Raw genomic sequence first — 17,502 nt, 5'->3', positions numbered from 1 at the left:
CTTTAGGTGTCAATAGAATGACTGTCAACATTTAACCCGTTACGTCTCAGTTGTTTCTTCTTGTACTGTGTGCTGTGCATCATTTATGACAAGCGTAGTACTACACTCGAATGAGTGTAAGAAAGCGCGTACTTTATCATCTGAAACATCTGGTTGAGTGGCTTGAGACTGAGGATCGTCAAAAAAATAACGGCAATATGATTGTAGTCATTAAATTGGCTGCTCGCCTGGAAAGGCTGATATTCGAGGGCTCCGCACCTCAGGCCAAGGTATTTGTAGGTAACGCTCGCGAGAAAACCGGCTAAAGGGAGAGGAAAGTACGCGCCCGGCTTTCTGAGAGTCCCATTGCGTGCTATTGCTTACGCGGGTTCATTGTGAACAGAGCCATTGTGATCAGGTTCGCCCTCAGAACCTGAACCTGCCACTGAAATAGCCATGAGGTGCAGATATGCCAGTCAAGCACGACTTGTTACAGGACTTGGGGCTCACTAAAGAGGCCGTCAGCAAGTTTCGCAGCGAAAACCCGCATCTGAATCAGCTGTTTGTACAGTACGGCGAAAAAGATGCCGAGGTCGTTGAAGCTGAAGCCAACGACGCCATAGGCGTCCCTGATGATGTACTGCGCACGCTCAAGGAGCAGCGCTTGCAGATCAAGGATAAAATCGCGCAGATCCTCAGCGCTTAAGTCACCGCAAGCTGCAGGAAGTAGATATGTCCCGAATCATCAAAATTGTTGCCACATTGCGTGCCAAGCCTGGTTATGGCAAAACTGTCGAGCAGGCACTGCGCGCCTGTGTCGAAGGCTCACGGGCCGAACCGGGCTGCCGTTTCTATGACTTGCACGTGGATCGTACCGACCCCGAGCGTTTTGTCTTTATTGAAGGTTGGGCGGACATGGAGGCGATCGAGCATCATAAAACCACCCCGCACTACCAGGCGATGGCCCAGGCCGTGGGCGATCTATTGGCGCATCGCGAAGTGTTGTTGCTGGACGAACTGAGCGTTTAGGCCCGGTTCAAGTGCGCAACAGCCTGCGGCGGCCCTGAACAGGCCGCCGTTTTTATTGGCGGACGTTTAAAAATGTGCGGCATCGATCTGGAACAGTGATTCGCTGCCAGCCCGTATTCCTTGCTCCAGGCTCAGGGTGCGAGGCAACAAGCGGGAGAAATAGAACTGTGCGGTCGCCAGCTTGGTGTCATAAAACCCGGGGTCGGTACTGCGCGAGCGCTGCGCCACATCGGCCATGCGTGCCCATAGCCAGGCATACGCCACATAACCGAACAGGTGCAGATATTCGACGCAGGCGGCGCCTGTTTCATTGGGGTTGGCCCTGGCCCGTGCCTGCAGCCAGTCACTGACATCCTCAAGACGCTGCACTGCGTCCAGCAGTTCGCTGGCATAAGGCTTGCCGGGCCGGGTCGCGAAGTCACGGATGTGTGTGGTAAACAGGCGCAGGCTTGCACCGCCATTGGCGATCACTTTTCGGCCCAGCAAATCCAGCGCCTGGATGCCGTTGGTGCCTTCATAAATCTGCGCAATGCGCACATCGCGAACCAGCTGTTCCTGGCCCCATTCGCGGATATAGCCATGACCACCAAAGACTTGCTGGCCCAGCACGCAACTGTCAAAACCGGTATCGGTAAAGAAGGCCTTGGCCACTGGGGTCAGCAAGGCTACCAGCGCAGTGGCTTGCTGCTGCTCCTGCGGCTCGGTAGAGAACTTGGCCAGATCCAGTTGTTGGCCAACATAGCTGGCAAATGCCCGTCCACCTTCGGTCATGGCCTTCATGCTCAGCAACATGCGTCGCACATCGGGGTGGACGATAATCGGGTCGGCAATCTTCTCCGGTGCCACGGCTCCGGTCGGGGCACGACTTTGCAGGCGCTCGCGGGCATAGGTGCGGGCATTCTGGTAGGAGGCCTCGGCGCAGCCAATGCCCTGGATGCCGATCGACAGACGCTCGTAGTTCATCATGGTAAACATCGCGGCCAGGCCCTTGTTGGCTTCACCGATCAACCATCCCTGTGCGCCGTCAAAGTTGATCACGCAGGTTGCCGAAGCCTTGATCCCCATCTTGTGCTCGATGGAGCCGCAGCTCACCGCATTGCCTTGTCCGAGTGAGCCATCGTCATTTACCAGCACCTTGGGAACCAGAAACAACGAAATGCCCCTGGGCCCTGCTGGCGCATCCGGCAGCTTGGCCAGCACCAGATGGATGATGTTTGCGGTCAGGTCCTGATCGCCGCCGGTGATGAATATCTTGCTGCCGGTGAGGCTGAAACTGCCGTCAGACTGCGGTTCGGCGCGGGTGCGGATAATCCCCAGATCGGTGCCGGAATGGGCCTCGGTCAGGCACATGGAACCGGCCCAGCGGCCTTCGTACATCGGTGGCAGGTAACGGCTTTTGAGGGGTTCGCTGGCGTGGGCATCGATGGCAAGGCAAGCACCGCTGGTGAGCGCCGAATAAAGGGCAAAACTGGAGTTTGCGCCGTAGAGCATTTCTTCAAATTGCACGGCGAGCATTTTCGGCATGCCCAGGCCGCCAAATTCAGGATTGCCCGACAGGCCTACCCAGCCGCCTTCGATGTAGGTGTTGTAGGCTGACTTGAAGCCTTCAGGTGTGGTGACCTGGCCCGCCAGCCAGTGTGCGCCTTCTTCGTCGCCACTGCGGTTGAGCGGGGCGATCAGTTGGCCGGTGACCTTGGCGGCTTCCTCAAGTATGGCGTCGGCGGTATCGGCGTCGACGTGGTCGGCCAGGGCTGGCAGCCTGGCCCAGAGTGCGGGGGCTTCGAAGACTTCGTGCAGGACAAAGCGCATATCGCGCAGGGGGGCGTTGAATTCAGGCATGAAAAACCTCGTTTTTTGCAGCTGAAGGCATTCTGTGGGAGCGGGCTTGCTCGCGATTTGGGCGCCGCGGCCTGTCTGGGTAACCGAAGCGACACCTTCGCGAGCAAGCTCGCTCCCACAGTGGGTCTATAGGGGGCAGTTACAGTGCTTTGGCCATATCACGCAGCACGAACTTCTGGATCTTGCCCGTGGAGGTCTTGGGCAGCAGGGTGAACACCACCGTACGGGGCACTTTGAACCCGGCCAGGTGATCGCGGCAAAAGGCAATGATCTCGGCCTCGCGCACCTGCTGATGATCGGCCTTGAGAGTGATAAAGGCGCAAGGCGTTTCACCCCACTTTTCACAGGGCCGCGCCACCACGGCCGCCTCCATGACGCCCGGGTGTCGGTAGAGCACACCCTCGACCTCGATGGTGGAAATGTTCTCGCCACCGGAAATGATAATGTCCTTGAGCCGGTCGCGAATTTCGACGTAGCCGTCCGGGTGGCACACGGCAAGGTCACCGGTGTGGAACCAGCCGCCTTCGAAGGCTTCGGCCGTGGCGCTGGGATTCTTCAGATAGCCCTTCATTACCGTATTGCCGCGCATGAAAATCTCGCCCATGGTCTCGCCGTCACGGGGCGTCGGTACCAGGGTTTTCGGGTCGGCCACCATCACGCCTTCCAGCGTCGGGTAGCGCACGCCCTGGCGGGACTTGATCTGTGCGCGTTCGGCCAGAGGCTGCGCATCCCACTTTTCATGCCAGGCACAAATCGTCACCGGACCATACACCTCAGTCAGGCCATAGACGTGGGTGACCTTGATGCCCATTTCTTCCACGGCACCAATCACCTTGGCCGGTGGCGCAGCGCCTGCGACCATCGCATGCACCGGGTGGTCGATGGCAGCCTTGGCGGACTCGGGCATATTGACCAGGGCGTTGAGCACAATCGGTGCACCACACAGATGGGTGACCTGATGCTCGCGAATCAACGTGAGGATCTTTTGCGGGTCAACCCGGCGCAGGAACACATGCACGCCAGCCAGCGCGGTGATGATCCATGGGTAGCACCAGCCGTTACAGTGGAACATCGGCAAGGTCCACAAATACACCGGGTGATTGCCGATGGCCCAGACCATCTGGTTGCCTAGGGAATTGAGGTAAGCACCGCGATGGTGATACACCACGCCCTTGGGGTTGCCGGTGGTGCCGGAGGTGTAATTGAGGGCAATGGCCTGCCATTCATCTGCGGGCCATTGCCAATCAAACTCGGGATCGCCTTCGGCCAGCAGCGCTTCATAGTCCAACTGGCTGACCGGCTGGCCTTCACCGTATTCGGGGTCATCCACATCAATGATCAGCGGGGGGTGATCGAGCATGGCCACGGCCGCATGCACTACGTCATGGAACTCGCGATCGGCAATCAGTACCTTGGCTTCGCCGTGGGCGAGCATAAAGGCGATGGCTTCAGCATCGAGGCGAACATTGAGGGCATTGAGCACCGCGCCGATCATGGGCACGGCAAAGTGCGCTTCAAGCATCGCCGGGATATTGGGCAGCATCACCGCTACCGTATCGCCCTGGCCAATCCCGCGCCCGGCCAGGGCACAAGCCAGGCGGCGGCAACGACTGTAGGTCTGCGCCCAGGTGCGGCGGATGGCGCCGTGAATCACGGCAGGGTAATCGGGGTAGACGCTGGCTGTACGTTCGATAAAACTCAGCGGAGACAGGGCAATATGGTTTACGGCAGTCGGCTCAAGGCCGTGCTCAAAAATCGACATGAAGGTCATTCCGGTGGCTGATTGTTAGCTCTATGGCTGCCTGCTCTGCCGATGGCGAGCGGGTCAGTTTTATGTCCGGTCTGACTTATAGCTCACTCCGGGTTTGATATGGAAGTAATACCTAAGCAATATAGTAGTTGTACTATATAAAGAAAAATTCGCTCAAGTCCTGGATGCCCAATGCCGATCGCGCTGCTTCCCCATGACCCTCAACCCTCTGTAGTGCTTGATAGAGACGGCTTGGCGCTGGCAGCCAACGACGCACTGATCCGCCTGCTGGCGGGCAAGGCGTTGAGCCAGGCGCGCGCGCTGTTGCCGGGCAATCTGCCGGAGCTGGTCCGCGCCTGCCTCAAGCAGGGCAGAGCCATCGAGCAGGTAGAGGCGCAAAGTGCTCAGCAGGTCTGGCTCTGGACGCTTATTCCCGACCCCGACAGCCAGTGTGTGCTGGCCCGCGGGCGTGAAGCGAGTACAGAACTGCTGGCCGGGCGAGAGGCGGCCAAAGCCCGACGCCTGTACCGGCTGATTACCGAAAACACCACGGACCTTATCTCGCGCCATACGCCTGATGGGCGTTTTCTGGATGCCTCGCCGGCGTCCTGGACCCTGCTTGGCTACTGGCCCGAAACGCTGCGCGGGACCCTGGCCCAGCGTCTGTTTCATGCTCACGACCTGAAGCTGGCGCTGCGTCAGGCCCGTGATGCCCTGCAACTCGACGGCTATCACACCATGACCTACCGCATTCGCCATCAGGCAGGGCATTACCTTTGGTTTGAAACAGCCAGCCGGGCAATTCGTGAAACCTACACCGGGGCGGTCGTCGAAGTGGTCAGTGTGTCGCGGGATATCACGGCCCGCGTCCAGGCTGAAGAGAACAAGCGGCGTCTGGCTGAAGTGGTGGAAGCCAACCCTGATCCGGTGCTGTTTATCGACCCGGCTGGCGGGGTGTCGTATCTCAACCCGGCAGCACGGCGTCTGCTGGGTCTGCTGCCCGCAGAAGGCATGCCCGCATTGGCTGATTTTTTGACCGCGCAAGTCTTGGCTACCCTGGAGAGCAACGGCTGGCACAGTGCAGAGGCGCAGGGTTTGTGGAGTCACGAGACCCGTTTGTTGCCCTTGAATGGCGAGCCTTCGGTGCCGGTGTCGTTACTGCTGCTGGCTCATCGCTCGACTGCCGGAGAGCGGTTTTTCTCGCTGGTGGCACGGGATATGCGCGAGCGTGAACTGCGCGAAGCCCAGCAGCGCCATCATCAGGATGAAATGGCCCATACCGCGCGCCTGGTCACACTGGGCGAACTGGCATCGGGGATTGCCCACGAAATCAATCAACCGCTGGCGGCAGTGGTCAATTACGCCAATGCCAGCCAACGTTACCTGCAAAGCCTGGACAGTAATCCTGCCGCAGTCGAGCGTGTGGCCCAGGGACTGGAGCGGATCAACCTGCATGCCAATCACGCCGCGCAAGTGATCAAGCGCCTGCGCGGTTTTTTGCGCAAGGGGCGGCGTAACCTGCAAGCGCTGGATATCAGTGAGGTGGCGCGCCAGGCCGTCAGCCTGTGTGCCTGGGAGGCCGGGGAACGAAATGTCACTATCGAGCTGCAGTTGCCGGAGTCCCTGCCATGGGTATACGCCGACCGGGTGTTGCTGGAGCAGGTGCTGCTCAACCTGTTGCGCAATGCCATAGATGCCAACAACGAGCAATTACCGGGTCAGCTTTCGCGGATCATCCTGCAGGCTCAAACCCTTGATGGCGCCACCCTGCAAATCAGCGTGCAGGATCAGGGGCCGGGGGTAAGCGCCGGGGAGCTTGAGCAGTTGTTCACACCGTTTTACACCAGCAAGGCAGAAGGTCTCGGGCTGGGTTTGTCGATGAGCCGCAGCATCGTCGAAGGCTTTGGCGGTGAACTCAATGCCCGACCACAAACCAGCGGCTTGCTGATGTGCTGCTGCCTGCCATTGATGGCTTCACTCAACACGACAAGAGAGTAACGATGACAACCCAAACCCGGCCTGTGGTGTATGTGGTGGATGACGATCAGGGCATGCTCGACTCGACGGTCTGGTTGCTCGAGTCCGTGGGCCTCAATGCGCTGGCGTTTACAAGCGGGCAGGCCTTTCTTGACGCTTGCGACCCGACCCTGTGTGCCTGTGTGGTACTGGATATCCGCATGCCGGCCATGGGCGGCCTGAATGTTCAGCAGGCATTGCGTGAACGAGGGATCAGGATGCCGGTGATCTTTGTCAGCGGGCATGCCGATGTGCCCATTGTGGTACGGGCTTTCAAGGCCGGTGCCCATGATTTTATCGAGAAGCCCTATAACCAGCAGTTGTTGCTCGACAGCGTACAGCAGGCCCTGAGTGGCGATACCGCGCAGCAAAGCGCCAGCCAGGAACAGACCGAACTTGAGGCCCGTCTGCAAAGCCTGACACCGCGTGAGCAAGATGTATTCATGCCTTTGGTCAAGGGCTGCACCACCCGTGAAATTGCCGCGCTGCTGGGGGTGAGTACCAAGACTATCGACCTGTATCGCTCCCGGGTGATGAAGCGCATGCAGGCCCGGCATTTGCCCGATCTGGTGGGCATGGCCATTGCTGCCGGGCTGGTTGATCCGCTCAGGTTGGGTTAGCCAGTAATGCCTCGACGCCAGCCATGACGGCAGGCGTGTCGGTGTGGGCGACGTTGAAGCGCATGCAGCGGCGCAGTTGCGGATCAAAACCGAACAGGATCCCGGGCGCGAGCACCAGGCCACGGGCAAGCGCCTGCTGGGCGAGGGTTTCGCCATCCAGCCCGGCAGGCAATGTGGCCCAGATAAACATGCCGCCGGCGTAGGGCGCGCTCAACCTGAAGCCCAGGCCCTGCAACCAGCCCGAAACCCTTGCACCACTGGCCTGCAGGCCTTGCACCACGCGCTTGCGGTGTTTGTGATAAGTGCCGTCATTGAGCATCGAGCACACCAGTTGCTCAAGCATTTCCGAAGTAATCCCGCCGCACATCAGTTTCATCTGGGTCAGCTCGGCGGCCATCTGCGCAGAGGCCACGACAAAGCTCACCCGCAGGTTGGCACTGAGGGTTTTCGAAAAACCGCTCAGGTAGGTCACTTGCTCCACGCCTGCCAGCGCCACCAGTCGGGGGGGCGGTTCTGGGTGCAGGTCGCCATAAAGATCATCTTCGATAATGGCGCACTCATAACGCTTGGCCAGCTCGAGCAGTCCGTAGGCCTGCCCGGGTGTGAAGGAGTGCCCGGTGGGGTTATGCAGCAGCCCGGTGGTGAGGTAAAGCGTTGGCCGGTGCTGGCTGAACAGGGTTTGCAGCGCTTGCAGGTCCAGCCCTTGGGCAGTGCGCTCCACAGTGATCACGCGCACGCCATGCAAGGCCAGGTTGGCGTGAAAATTGAAATAACAGGGCATGTCCAACAGCACGGTATCGCCGGGGCGCACGCGCAAGCGCAGCAGCATGTCGAGCCCCAGCACGGTATTGGCCGTGGTGATGATCTGCTCGACCCCCACATTCAGGCCCTGGCTCAACAGTTTCTGCTGCAAGGCCTGACGCAGCGGCAAATAGCCCGCCGGGTCACCATAACCGGTCAGTCGCAGGGCTGGCGAGCGACTGAGCTGGCGCATGTTGCCACGCAGGGCGCTGGCTTCCAGCCAGCTTTCCGGTAAATGCCCGCTGCCGGGGCGCAGGGCACCGCTGGCACCGGTCAGGGAGCGGCGCAAGACGCTGTGCAAGTCTTGCGGCAGCAGGTCAAGGGCAGTGGCGCGTCCGCTCTGCAGCGTTTTCGTCGCAACAAAGTAGCCCAGGCCCTGACTGGATGTGATTCTGTCCTGCCCGCGCAAGCGATCCAGGGCTTCGATCAGGGTGAATTTGCTGACGCCCCAGTGAGCAGTCATCTCGCGTGCCGAAGGCAGTTTGCTGCCGGGGTTGAGCAGACCCTGATCAATGGCCTGGCTCAAGGCATCAACAATCTGCTGGACCTTGGACAGGCCGGGTTGAAACGCAACGGTAGGTAAGTGCATGCAGGGCCTCGTACTTTACCGGTCATGCTACCAGTAAAGGTCGGTAAAGTTTGTCAGTGCTTGCTCTGCCAATAGCCAGCAGGCCCTGCCTAGACTGCGCGACCGTAATTTCTGGATTCAACCACCGTCATGGCCACGCAACTGACACTCGCTTCATTTCTGTATTTTCTGATGTTTTGCGCCACCATGACCTTCAGCCCCGGGCCCATGACCCTGCTCTTGATGGGGTTCGGCATGCAGCAGGGGCTCAAGCGTTCCATGCCGGTACAACTGGGAGCCAGCGCAGCGTATCTGGTGTCGATTCTTGTATTTGCCGTAGGCTTCGCCGAACTGATCAAGGGCAACCCGTTAATCAGTCGCGGGATCCAGTATGTGGGGGTTACGTACTTGCTGTACCTGGCGTACCGGCAGTGGACCAGCACCGGGTTGAAACTGGACAGTCCCGACACACTGCACAACGATTTTACAGGGCGCTTTGGCAAGGGCCTGCTCACCGGTTTCTCCAACCCGAAAACCATCGTCATGTTCAGCGCCGTATTCCCGCAGTTCGCCGGGCAGGGCAGTGATTCCCGAATGCTGGATCTGGCGGTACTGGGGCTGGCTTTTTTGCTGCTGCAGTTTGCCAGTGGTTGCCTGTATTGTTACTTCGGTCAACGTATTCGCCGGGTGCTGCAAAGCCCGTCGCGACAAGTGTTGTTGCAACGGGCTACAGCCTGCATGTTGCTAGGGGTTGCAGTGATGCTGGCGCGAGGTTTTACCCAGGGCTGAACCTGCCGGGCGCTGGTGTCATCACGCCGCCAGGGGCTTGCTGTTCAGGGACTTTTTGTATTCGGCTTTCATCGCTTCCATCTGTTTTCCCAGCTCATCGAGCACCGCTTTACCGAGCAACTTGCGGGCCTGGGGAAACATCTCGGTTTCTTCCTCTTCGATATGGTGCTCGAGGAGTTCCTTGACCACCTTTGCACGACCGGAGAATTCCAGAGAATCGGGGGCAGTTTTCTTAAGGTCAGGCAATACCAGGGAGTCCACAGTACGGTGTTCTTCCTTCGCTTCGTGGTACATGACGGCTTGCTCTTTACCACCGGCTTTCTTGAAGACCGGGTAGAGGATTTCCTCTTCAAGGCGGGTGTGGATAGTAATTTCCATTTCCAGTTTGTTGAGCAGTTCAGTGCGTTTTTTCACGGCGCGCTCGGTGGAGTCGCTGAGCTGGCTCAAGATGGCCTTGACTCGTTTGTGGTCTTCCAACAGCAAATCGATGGCATTCATATTCACTCACCTGTCTCTTTCACGGATAGGGATGGGCCTTTATGCATGCGACCCTCAGGGGTGAATATTGCATTAGCTGTACCAACTTGAACGGACGATATAAAATTAATAAAAATCAATTAGTTAAGTTTCAAAGCTGACGTTTCTATTCGTGCAGAATGCATGTATGCCGCGCCCAGGTCATGCAATTCGCGAGTAGGTTGGCGTTAATGCGCTAAACGCGGAAATCCCCGCCGCATGGGGTATATTGCGAACTGTTTCTGCCTGTAATGAGATTGGTTTTGTCTACGATTGACTCCCCGCTACCGCCGCTTTCTTCCTTGGTGTTAAACCCGGTGCAAACGCCTGTGGCGCTTTATCTTCAGCGGCTGGCGCCGTCCAGCCGCCAGACCATGCGTTATGTCTTGCAGGAAGCGGCAGACCGCCTGGGCGCTGAAGACGTGGCGATTGATGAATTCCCCTGGCATCAACTGCAACCGGGGCATATCACCGCACTGGTGGCGGCGTTGCGTGAAGACGGTTACGCGCCAAATACCTCATCGCTCTATGTCAACGCCATTCGCGGCGTGATGAATCAGGCCTGGCAACAAAACCTGATCACTCAGGATCATTTGCTCAAGATACGCGCAGTCAAGGCGGGAGGCGGTTCGCGGCTGGTCAAGGGGCGTAACCTGCGGCGCAATCTGATTCGCGAGCTGATGGACGTCTGTGCCGCAGACCCCCGTCCGCAAGGGCTCAGGGACGCGGCGATCATCGCAATTCTGTATGGCTCGGGGATGCGCAAGTCCGAGTCGGTGAATATGGACCTGTGGCAGGTCGATGTAGAACAGCGCAGCTTGCAGGTGCTGGGCAAGGGCAACAAGGAACTGATCAAGTTTGCACCGGCCTGGGCTTTCGAAAAACTGGAAGAGTGGCTGGCGTTCCGCCGGGCGAACCTGCCGGACGGGGTCAGTGATGACACCTTTTTGTTCAATCGCATCCGCCGCGGCAACCATATCACTCGTGATCGCCTGACCAAACATGCGATCTATTATATCGCCAAGCAGCGGGGCAGGCAGGTAGGGGTCGACATCATGCCCCATGATTTTCGTCGCTCGTTCATTACCCGGGTGATTGAAGAGTACGACGTGTCGATCGCACAGAAGCTGGCGCACCACGCCAACATTGCCACCACCGTCAGCTATGACGTGCGCGATGACAACGAGCGGCGCAATGTGACCGACCGCTTCCTGTTGTAAGCGCAACGGTTGGCGGTTTTAAGAATTAATGAACCCTCGCGCCATCTCCCCGCCTAACGTTTAACAACCACAGGAGGTCGCGCATGCAAATCGAAACCATATGGGTGGTACTGGCAATTATTCTGGTGCTGCTGGAGCTCTGGGCAATCCGCGGGGTGATGAAAAGTGGGGCACGGTCAAGCAGCCGGCTGATGTGGATTGCCATTATCATCTTCGCGCCGTTGCTGGGCATGCTGGCGTGGCTGGTTGCCGGGCCAAGGCAGCCGAGCACACACCATTGAATATCACGTATTGGTCTTGAGCTTGGTCCACAAACGGGTGCTCAGACGGGCGATTTTGGCCGGCAGGTCTTCCACGGTGAACAGGGTGTCGATCACTTCACTGGACGGGTAGATCGCCGGGTCCTGTTTCACGTCCGGCGCAAGGTACGGGTCTGCCGCCTGGTTGGGGTTGGCGTAGTGGATATGGTTGCTGATAGTGGCAATCACTTGCGGGGTCAGCAGGTAGTTCATGTAGGTGTAGGCATTTTTTTCATGGGGCGCGCTCTTGGGCATGACCACCATGTCCAGCCATAACGTCGAACCTTCCTTTGGGATCGAATACGCAATGTCGATCCCGTTCCCGGCTTCCCGCGCACTTGCCGCAGCCTGTACCACATCACCGTTGAAGCCGATCACCGCACAGATATTGCCGTTGGCCAGATCACTGATGTATTTGGATGCATGAAAATACTGAACATAAGGTCGTATTTTCAGCAGCGCCGCTTCGGCTTTCTTGTAGTCCTCAGGCTCATGACTATGGTGCGGCAAGCCCAGGTAGTTGAGAGTGATCGGCAACACTTGCGTCGGATTGTCGATAATCGCCACACCGCACTGGCTCAGTTTTTTGATGTTGTTTTCATCGAAAAACAGGCTCCAAGAGCGGGTGACATCCGTGGTACCAAAAATCGCCTTGATCTTCTCGACGTTGTAGCCGATCCCCGCCGTGCCCCACATGTAGGGGTAGCCGTACTGATTGCCGGGATCGTTGGCTTCCAGTTTGTTCATTAACACCGGATCCAGGTTCTTCCAGTTTGGCAACTGGCTCCTGTCCAGTTTCTGGATGGCACCGGCCTTGATCAGGCGGGACATAAAGTGGTTCGAAGGGCTGACCACGTCATAGCCGGTATTACCGGTCATCAACTTGGATTCCAGCACTTCATTGCTGTCGTGAATATCGTAGGTCGCCTTGATCCCTGTTTCCTTGGTGAAGGTGGTCAGGGTGTCGTCGGCAATATAGCCGTTCCAGTTGGAAATATTCACGCTCTCGTCGGCGTGGCTGACGGCCGAAAACGCGGCGAGCATGACCGCAAGGGAAACCGGGCTGATGTTCATGTTCAATCACCTTTTCAAGGAGCTTTTATTCTTTTGTGGTGTGAGGGTGTTCAGATTTCTGTTTTGGCTCTGAGGGCTTCCATGCGCATGCGCAGCGCTGCACCGACGTCAAAAAATGGCCGTGGCGGCAACCAGCCCGGCTGCGCTCTGTCCATGACCGACTGCAGCAGGGGCGAGCTGGCGCCACAGGCCAGCTCTGCGAGCAGACGGCCCCACAGCGTGCCGCGGGCAACCCCGGAGCCATTGCAGCCCGCCACGGCATAGATGCCTTCCTCGACCTTGGCAAAGTACGGCTGGCCACTGCGGGTAGCGCTCAGATGGCCGGTCCAGGTGTAGCGGATGTCTTGCTCACCGAGCCCGGGGAAGCGACGTTGCAGGCCCAGTGCATGGTGTTTTCGACGCAGTGACAAGTCACTGCCGGACAAATCGCGCGTACGGTATTCCGCGGTATTGCGGATCATTACCCGCCGATCCGGAGTCAGTCGCACCGTGGCGCCCAGCGGCCTCGTCGACAGTACGCCCCAGGGCTCGACACTGCCGATGGCCTGATACTCCTTGTCGCTCAGGGGGCGGGTGAGGCTGGCGCTGAGCTCCATCGGGAAGGTTGCGCTGTTGTCGATCCCGGCGCGGGGGATAAAGGCATTCAGGCATACCAGTACCTGTGCGGCTTCAATGCTGCCCTGGATACCCTTGGCCCGAATGCGTCCGCCACTCAGGCGTTCAAGCCCGATGATGTCGGTGTTTTCAAAAAGGCTGACATTGGCCGGCAAGGCATCCAGCAGACCCTTGACGTATTTCGCCGGCTGCAACAACGCATTGCCATTGCCGCACCAGATGGCCGCCTGGTAATGGCGGGTGCCGAGTGTCTGCGCCAGTTGCGCGCCTTCCAGAAAGTGTGCAGATGCGCCGACTGCATGCAGGGTTTTGAGCTTGGCCTCAACCTGGGTCAATTTGCCCGGGTCGTTGACGGCGAAGTAGTAACCCGAATCCCGGTACTCGCAGTCGATGCCGTGGCGCGCAATGCGCATGCGCACTTCATCACCGGCCGCCTGGCCGATTGTCGAGTCCACGGCATAGCCGGCAAATCCACCCTTGCCGATCAGCTCGTCATCCGCCGGGTTTTCATGGGCCACCGCGTAACCGGAGTTGCGTGCTGATGCCCCTTGGGCTGCACGTTGCCTGTCGACAATCAGAATGCGAGCTTGCGGGTGCAATTGCGCCAGGGAATGGGCCGCACTGAGGCCGGTAATGCCCGCACCGATAATCAACCAGTCGGCTTTCTCGATGCCTTTGAGGTGATCACGGAGGGGGGAGCTTCCTGCCAGGGCAATCCAGCCACATTCATTCTTCACGTTTCACCTCATTTGCCGGTCAGGGGGCTGCCCGGCCTTTGAATACATGCGCTAATTGCATGGCTGGCCGTTGCTGGCGCTGGTTATGAATGGAATTTAGGCGGTACCAAGTGATATAACCAACGCTATTAATTCATTGATTGATGCAAAAAAAACATGGATAAGGTTCGTCACGTACCCTCGTTGCAGGGTTTGCAGGCACTGGTGGAGGTGGCTGAATCGGGCAGCTTCACCCAGGCGGCGCAAACGCTGTGTCTGACCCAAAGCGCTATCAGCCGGAAAATCCAGCAACTGGAAGCTCACTTTGGTGTGACGTTGTTTGTCAGAACCAGTCGCAGCGTGCGCATGACCGTCGAAGGCGAACAGGTGCTGGCCAGTGCCCGCGGCATTCTTGAACAGTTAAAGCTGCTGGAAGATCGTTTGTCGCCGCAAAAGCGACCGTTCCGTATCCGCATGCATGTATCGCTGGCCGTGCGCTGGTTACTGCCCAAACTCAGTGACTTTTACTTGCAGCACCCGGACATAGCCTTGTCGATTGAAACGGTCGCCACCGAGGTTGTCGAACCGGCCAGCGACAGCGATGCCTACATCCTGTACTTGCCCCGACCCTCCACTGACCCGGCCTGCATGGCTTTATTCGATGAGGCTCTGGTGCCAGTGTGTGCACCCAGCCTGGGGCCGCTGGCGTCGATGGAAGATCTGCTGCGCTTTGCGCTGTTGCATCGCTCGGCCGACCAGCAAGCCTGGCACGACTGGCTAGCCGCCAATGACGGCAAGCCGCTGCACAGCTATCGGCATATCCCGTTCAATCTCGATGAGCTGGCCCTCGATGCTGCCGCGCGTGGCTTGGGGGTGGCGGTCACGGACATGACCCTGGCGGCGGAGTCCATTCAACGCGGGGCACTGGTGATTCCGTTTGGTGAGCCGTTGAAAACCGGTGGTAACTATTCGTTGTGCCTGCAACTTGCTGCAGACTTGCATCCGGCGTGTCCGGCGGTGCTGCAATGGTTCGCCAGTCAGGTCGAGCAAGGCGGAGGAGGGAGAACTTGTTAAATTTTGTAATAAGTCCGCTAGCAGGAAATGAGTTTAATCGCTGTAGGATTGCATCCCCAATTCACTAAAGGCTTGTATGAACACCCTTCAGGAACCACCCAGTCGCAGTTTTGAATCTGCGCTTGCCCCAGGCTTGATCCTCGCAATCGAGCACGCGTTACCCATTCCCCGCCCTCTGTTTAGCGCCAGCACCTCTGCTGCTGCGCTTGTCTGTGCGCGCTCGCCGTTAACCCAGCACCTTCGTGAGATTGACTGATACCTATGGAATGGATTGCAGATCCCACGGCCTGGCTCGGCCTGTTGACCCTGATTGTGCTGGAACTGGTACTGGGTATTGATAACCTGGTGTTTATCGCCATCCTCGCCGACAAACTGCCGCCGGAGCAGCGCGACCGTGCCCGGGTCATCGGCCTGACGCTGGCCCTGGTCATGCGCCTGGGCCTGCTGGCCAGCATCTCGTGGATGGTCACGCTGACGCAGCCTTTGTTCGAAGTCTTCGACAAAGCGTTCTCGGGGCGCGACCTGATCATGCTGTTCGGCGGCTTGTTCCTGTTGTTCAAGGCCACGATGGAGTTGCATGAGCGCCTGGAAGGGCATGTGGCCGAGCGCTCATCGGCGCTGGGCTATGCCATGTTCTGGCCGATTGTGGCGCAGATTGTCGTGCTCGACGCGGTGTTTTCCCTGGACGCGGTGATTACCGCGGTAGGCATGGTTGAACATCTGTCGGTGATGATGATCGCCGTGGTGTTCTCGATCGGCCTGATGATCATCGCCAGCAAACCGTTGACCCACTTCGTCAACAGTCACCCTACGGTGATCATGCTGTGCCTGGGCTTCTTGATGATGATCGGCTTCAGCCTGACTGCCGAGGGCCTGGGCTTTCATATCCCGAAAGGTTATCTGTACGCCGCCATCGGCTTCTCGATCCTGATCGAAGTACTCAACCAGATTGCCCGTGCGCGCCGCAAGAAAAGCGTGCAGGGCCTGCGGCCCATGCGCGAGCGCACCGCCCATGCGGTGATGCGCTTGCTTGGCGGGCGCACCCTGAGTGCTGATGAAGTGGGCGAAGAGATTGCCGACATGCTTGACGGTGGCAGTCATCAGAACGTCTTCCATCGACGCGAGCGCGTGATGATCAGTGGCGTATTGCAACTGGCGGAACGGTCGATTCGCACGGTGATGACGCCCCGTGCCGAGATCGATCATATCGATCTGGCTGATTCGGCAGAGATCATTCGTACAAAGCTGATGCATTCATCGTATTCCCGACTGCCCCTGATCCGGGATGGCCGGGTAGATGAACCCTTGGGCTTTGTGCATAAAAAGGAGCTGCTCAAGGAGCTGTTGGCGGGGCATGAACCGGATCTGGAGGCGATGGCGCGCAAGGCCATCAATCTGCTGGACAGCTTCACGATTCTCAACGCTCTGGAACAGATGCGTAAAGAGTCGACGCACATTGCGTTTGTCATCAACGAGTTCGGTGACTTCATCGGCCTGCTGACCATGACTGACATTCTCGAGTCGATCGCTGGTGAACTGCCGGATGCCAGCGAGATAGAGGGGCCTAATATCGTTGCCCAGGAGGAGGGTTATCTGGTCAGCGGCGCCTTGAACCTGAGCCAGATTCGCCAGCACATCGGCTTTGCAGCCAAGGCCACGGATGACTATCAGACACTTGCAGGTATGGTCATGAGTTTACTGGATCGTCTGCCGATGATTGGCGACAAGCTGACGTGGGAAGGCTGGACCTTGACCGTAGTCGAGGTAGAAGAGCGGAGGGTGACGCGGGTGTTGCTGAGCAAATCCGCTCCCACAGTAAAAAGTTAGCGCGGTCATTGTGGGAACCGGGCTTGCCCGCGATGCAGGCAACCCGGTCTGTCTGAAGGACCGAGGCGCTGCTATCGCGAGCAAGCCCGCTCCCACAGTAAAGGGTTAGCGCGGTCAGTGTGGGAGCCGGGCTTGCCCGCGATGAAGGCAACCCGGTTTGTCTGAAGAACCGAGGCGCTGCTATCGCGAGCAAGCCCGCTCCCACAGTAAAAAGTTAGCGCGGTCAGTGTGGGAGCCGGGCTTGCCCGCGATGCAGGCAACCCGGTTTGTCTGAAGAACCGAGGCGCTGCTATCGCGAGCAAGCCTGCTCCCACAGTAAAAAGTTAGCGCGGTCAGTGTGGGAGTCGGGCTTGCCCGCGATGCAGGCAACCCGGTCTGTCTGAAGGACCGAGGCGCTGCTATCGCGAGCAAGCCCGCTTCCACAGTAAAAAGTTAGCGCGGTCATTGTGGGAGCCGGGCTTGCCCGCGATGCAGGCAACCCGGTCTGTCTGAAGGACATAGGCGCTGCCATCGCGAGCAAGTCCGCTCCCACAGTAAAAAGTTAGCGCGGTCAGTGTGGGAGTCGGGCTTGCCCGCGATGCAGGCAACCCGGTTTGTCTGAAGGACATAGGCGCTGCTATCGCGAGCAAGCCCGCTCCCACAGTAAAAGGTTAGCGCGGTCATTGTGGGAGCCGGGCTTGCCCGCGATGCAGGCGACCCGGTCTGTCTGAAGGATCGAGGCGCTGCCATCGCGAGCAAGCCCGCTCCCACAGTAAAAGGTTTGCGCGGTC

15 protein-coding genes are annotated in these 17,502 nt (G+C 58.5%); 9 read left to right on the top strand and 6 right to left on the bottom strand.

Annotated features, from left to right (window positions below):
• The first annotated feature begins 448 nt into the window (after positions 1–448).
• Together V6L81_RS15470 and V6L81_RS15465 are read left to right on the top strand one after the other, a co-directional pair.
• On the top strand, positions 449–685 hold the full coding sequence (locus V6L81_RS15470; protein WP_095000197.1) for a YdcH family protein: 237 nt from the start codon (positions 449–451) through the stop codon (positions 683–685).
• Between the two features lie 26 nt (positions 686–711).
• The gene (locus V6L81_RS15465; RefSeq protein ID WP_095026230.1) at positions 712–1,008 is read left to right on the top strand and encodes a putative quinol monooxygenase; all 297 of its coding nucleotides are present in this window, start codon (positions 712–714) and stop codon (positions 1,006–1,008) included.
• A gap of 66 nt (positions 1,009–1,074) precedes the next feature.
• Here V6L81_RS15465 and V6L81_RS15460 read toward each other — a convergent pair whose 3' ends face one another.
• Complete coding sequence (locus tag V6L81_RS15460) at positions 1,075–2,847, bottom strand: acyl-CoA dehydrogenase C-terminal domain-containing protein (protein WP_095026231.1); 1,773 nt, start codon at positions 2,845–2,847, stop codon at positions 1,075–1,077.
• A gap of 139 nt (positions 2,848–2,986) precedes the next feature.
• Positions 2,987–4,609, bottom strand: a complete 1,623-nt coding sequence (locus tag V6L81_RS15455) for an acyl-CoA synthetase (protein WP_095000200.1) — start codon at positions 4,607–4,609, stop codon at positions 2,987–2,989.
• A 180-nt stretch (positions 4,610–4,789) separates the two neighbouring features.
• On the opposite strand from V6L81_RS15455, the gene V6L81_RS15450 reads away from it, so the two are divergent.
• Positions 4,790–6,595, top strand: coding sequence for a PAS domain S-box protein (locus tag V6L81_RS15450; RefSeq protein ID WP_095026232.1), 1,806 nt, complete (start codon positions 4,790–4,792; stop codon positions 6,593–6,595).
• Between the two features lie 2 nt (positions 6,596–6,597).
• Positions 6,598–7,233 carry a response regulator transcription factor gene (locus tag V6L81_RS15445; protein WP_296300995.1) on the top strand — a complete coding sequence of 212 codons (636 nt, stop codon included), beginning with the start codon at positions 6,598–6,600 and terminating at the stop codon, positions 7,231–7,233.
• Here the strand turns inward: V6L81_RS15445 and V6L81_RS15440 are convergent.
• Complete coding sequence (locus tag V6L81_RS15440) at positions 7,220–8,623, bottom strand: PLP-dependent aminotransferase family protein (RefSeq protein WP_095019911.1); 1,404 nt, start codon at positions 8,621–8,623, stop codon at positions 7,220–7,222. The genes V6L81_RS15445 and V6L81_RS15440 overlap by 14 nt on opposite strands.
• Before the next feature lie 129 nt (positions 8,624–8,752).
• Here V6L81_RS15440 and V6L81_RS15435 point away from each other — a divergent pair, with 129 nt between their 5' ends.
• Positions 8,753–9,391 carry a LysE family translocator gene (locus tag V6L81_RS15435; RefSeq protein ID WP_095000204.1) on the top strand — a complete coding sequence of 213 codons (639 nt, stop codon included), beginning with the start codon at positions 8,753–8,755 and terminating at the stop codon, positions 9,389–9,391.
• A 21-nt stretch (positions 9,392–9,412) separates the two neighbouring features.
• Here V6L81_RS15435 and V6L81_RS15430 read toward each other — a convergent pair whose 3' ends face one another.
• On the bottom strand, positions 9,413–9,889 hold the full coding sequence (locus V6L81_RS15430) for a hemerythrin domain-containing protein (protein WP_095019143.1): 477 nt from the start codon (positions 9,887–9,889) through the stop codon (positions 9,413–9,415).
• 269 nt (positions 9,890–10,158) lie between these two features.
• Between V6L81_RS15430 and xerC the strand changes: the two genes are divergently transcribed.
• Positions 10,159–11,127 (top strand): tyrosine recombinase XerC, encoded by a 969-nt coding sequence (gene xerC / locus V6L81_RS15425; protein WP_178110299.1) that lies wholly within the window; start codon positions 10,159–10,161, stop codon positions 11,125–11,127.
• Positions 11,128–11,210: 83 nt separating this feature from the next.
• Positions 11,211–11,408: a PLDc N-terminal domain-containing protein gene (locus V6L81_RS15420; protein WP_095000205.1), complete on the top strand. Its 198-nt coding sequence runs from the start codon at positions 11,211–11,213 to the stop codon at positions 11,406–11,408.
• A gap of 3 nt (positions 11,409–11,411) precedes the next feature.
• Here V6L81_RS15420 and V6L81_RS15415 read toward each other — a convergent pair whose 3' ends face one another.
• Both V6L81_RS15415 and V6L81_RS15410 read right to left on the bottom strand, forming a co-directional pair.
• The gene (locus V6L81_RS15415; RefSeq protein WP_095023382.1) at positions 11,412–12,500 is read right to left on the bottom strand and encodes a polyamine ABC transporter substrate-binding protein; all 1,089 of its coding nucleotides are present in this window, start codon (positions 12,498–12,500) and stop codon (positions 11,412–11,414) included.
• A gap of 50 nt (positions 12,501–12,550) precedes the next feature.
• Positions 12,551–13,852, bottom strand: coding sequence for an FAD-binding oxidoreductase (locus V6L81_RS15410; RefSeq protein ID WP_095023383.1), 1,302 nt, complete (start codon positions 13,850–13,852; stop codon positions 12,551–12,553).
• A gap of 156 nt (positions 13,853–14,008) precedes the next feature.
• Between V6L81_RS15410 and V6L81_RS15405 the strand changes: the two genes are divergently transcribed.
• On the top strand, positions 14,009–14,905 hold the full coding sequence (locus V6L81_RS15405) for a LysR substrate-binding domain-containing protein (protein ID WP_338660117.1): 897 nt from the start codon (positions 14,009–14,011) through the stop codon (positions 14,903–14,905).
• Positions 14,906–15,166: 261 nt separating this feature from the next.
• Positions 15,167–16,732 carry a TerC family protein gene (locus V6L81_RS15400; RefSeq protein ID WP_095019147.1) on the top strand — a complete coding sequence of 522 codons (1,566 nt, stop codon included), beginning with the start codon at positions 15,167–15,169 and terminating at the stop codon, positions 16,730–16,732.
• The last annotated feature ends 770 nt before the right edge of the window (positions 16,733–17,502 follow it).

The organism is Pseudomonas bubulae, assembly GCF_037023725.1.
Taxonomy (GTDB): domain Bacteria; phylum Pseudomonadota; class Gammaproteobacteria; order Pseudomonadales; family Pseudomonadaceae; genus Aquipseudomonas; species Aquipseudomonas bubulae.
The sequence above is the reverse complement of the archived record's forward strand: the minus strand, read 5'-3'. Positions and strand labels throughout refer to the sequence as shown.

What these genes read in the sequence shown, in the direction of transcription:
- V6L81_RS15465 (WP_095026230.1), top strand. Translation starts at nt 712, where the DNA reads ATGTCCCGAATCATCAAAATTGTTGCCACATTGCGTGCCAAGCCTGGT.
- V6L81_RS15450 (WP_095026232.1), top strand. Translation starts at nt 4,790, where the DNA reads ATGCCGATCGCGCTGCTTCCCCATGACCCTCAACCCTCTGTAGTGCTT.
- V6L81_RS15470 (WP_095000197.1), top strand. Translation starts at nt 449, where the DNA reads ATGCCAGTCAAGCACGACTTGTTACAGGACTTGGGGCTCACTAAAGAG.
- V6L81_RS15430 (WP_095019143.1), bottom strand. Translation starts at nt 9,889, where the DNA reads ATGAATGCCATCGATTTGCTGTTGGAAGACCACAAACGAGTCAAGGCC.
- V6L81_RS15405 (WP_338660117.1), top strand. Translation starts at nt 14,009, where the DNA reads ATGGATAAGGTTCGTCACGTACCCTCGTTGCAGGGTTTGCAGGCACTG.
- V6L81_RS15440 (WP_095019911.1), bottom strand. Translation starts at nt 8,623, where the DNA reads ATGCACTTACCTACCGTTGCGTTTCAACCCGGCCTGTCCAAGGTCCAG.
- V6L81_RS15445 (WP_296300995.1), top strand. Translation starts at nt 6,598, where the DNA reads ATGACAACCCAAACCCGGCCTGTGGTGTATGTGGTGGATGACGATCAG.
- xerC (WP_178110299.1), top strand. Translation starts at nt 10,159, where the DNA reads ATGAGATTGGTTTTGTCTACGATTGACTCCCCGCTACCGCCGCTTTCT.
- V6L81_RS15420 (WP_095000205.1), top strand. Translation starts at nt 11,211, where the DNA reads ATGCAAATCGAAACCATATGGGTGGTACTGGCAATTATTCTGGTGCTG.
- V6L81_RS15455 (WP_095000200.1), bottom strand. Translation starts at nt 4,609, where the DNA reads ATGTCGATTTTTGAGCACGGCCTTGAGCCGACTGCCGTAAACCATATT.
- V6L81_RS15460 (WP_095026231.1), bottom strand. Translation starts at nt 2,847, where the DNA reads ATGCCTGAATTCAACGCCCCCCTGCGCGATATGCGCTTTGTCCTGCAC.
- V6L81_RS15400 (WP_095019147.1), top strand. Translation starts at nt 15,167, where the DNA reads ATGGAATGGATTGCAGATCCCACGGCCTGGCTCGGCCTGTTGACCCTG.
- V6L81_RS15415 (WP_095023382.1), bottom strand. Translation starts at nt 12,500, where the DNA reads ATGAACATCAGCCCGGTTTCCCTTGCGGTCATGCTCGCCGCGTTTTCG.
- V6L81_RS15435 (WP_095000204.1), top strand. Translation starts at nt 8,753, where the DNA reads ATGGCCACGCAACTGACACTCGCTTCATTTCTGTATTTTCTGATGTTT.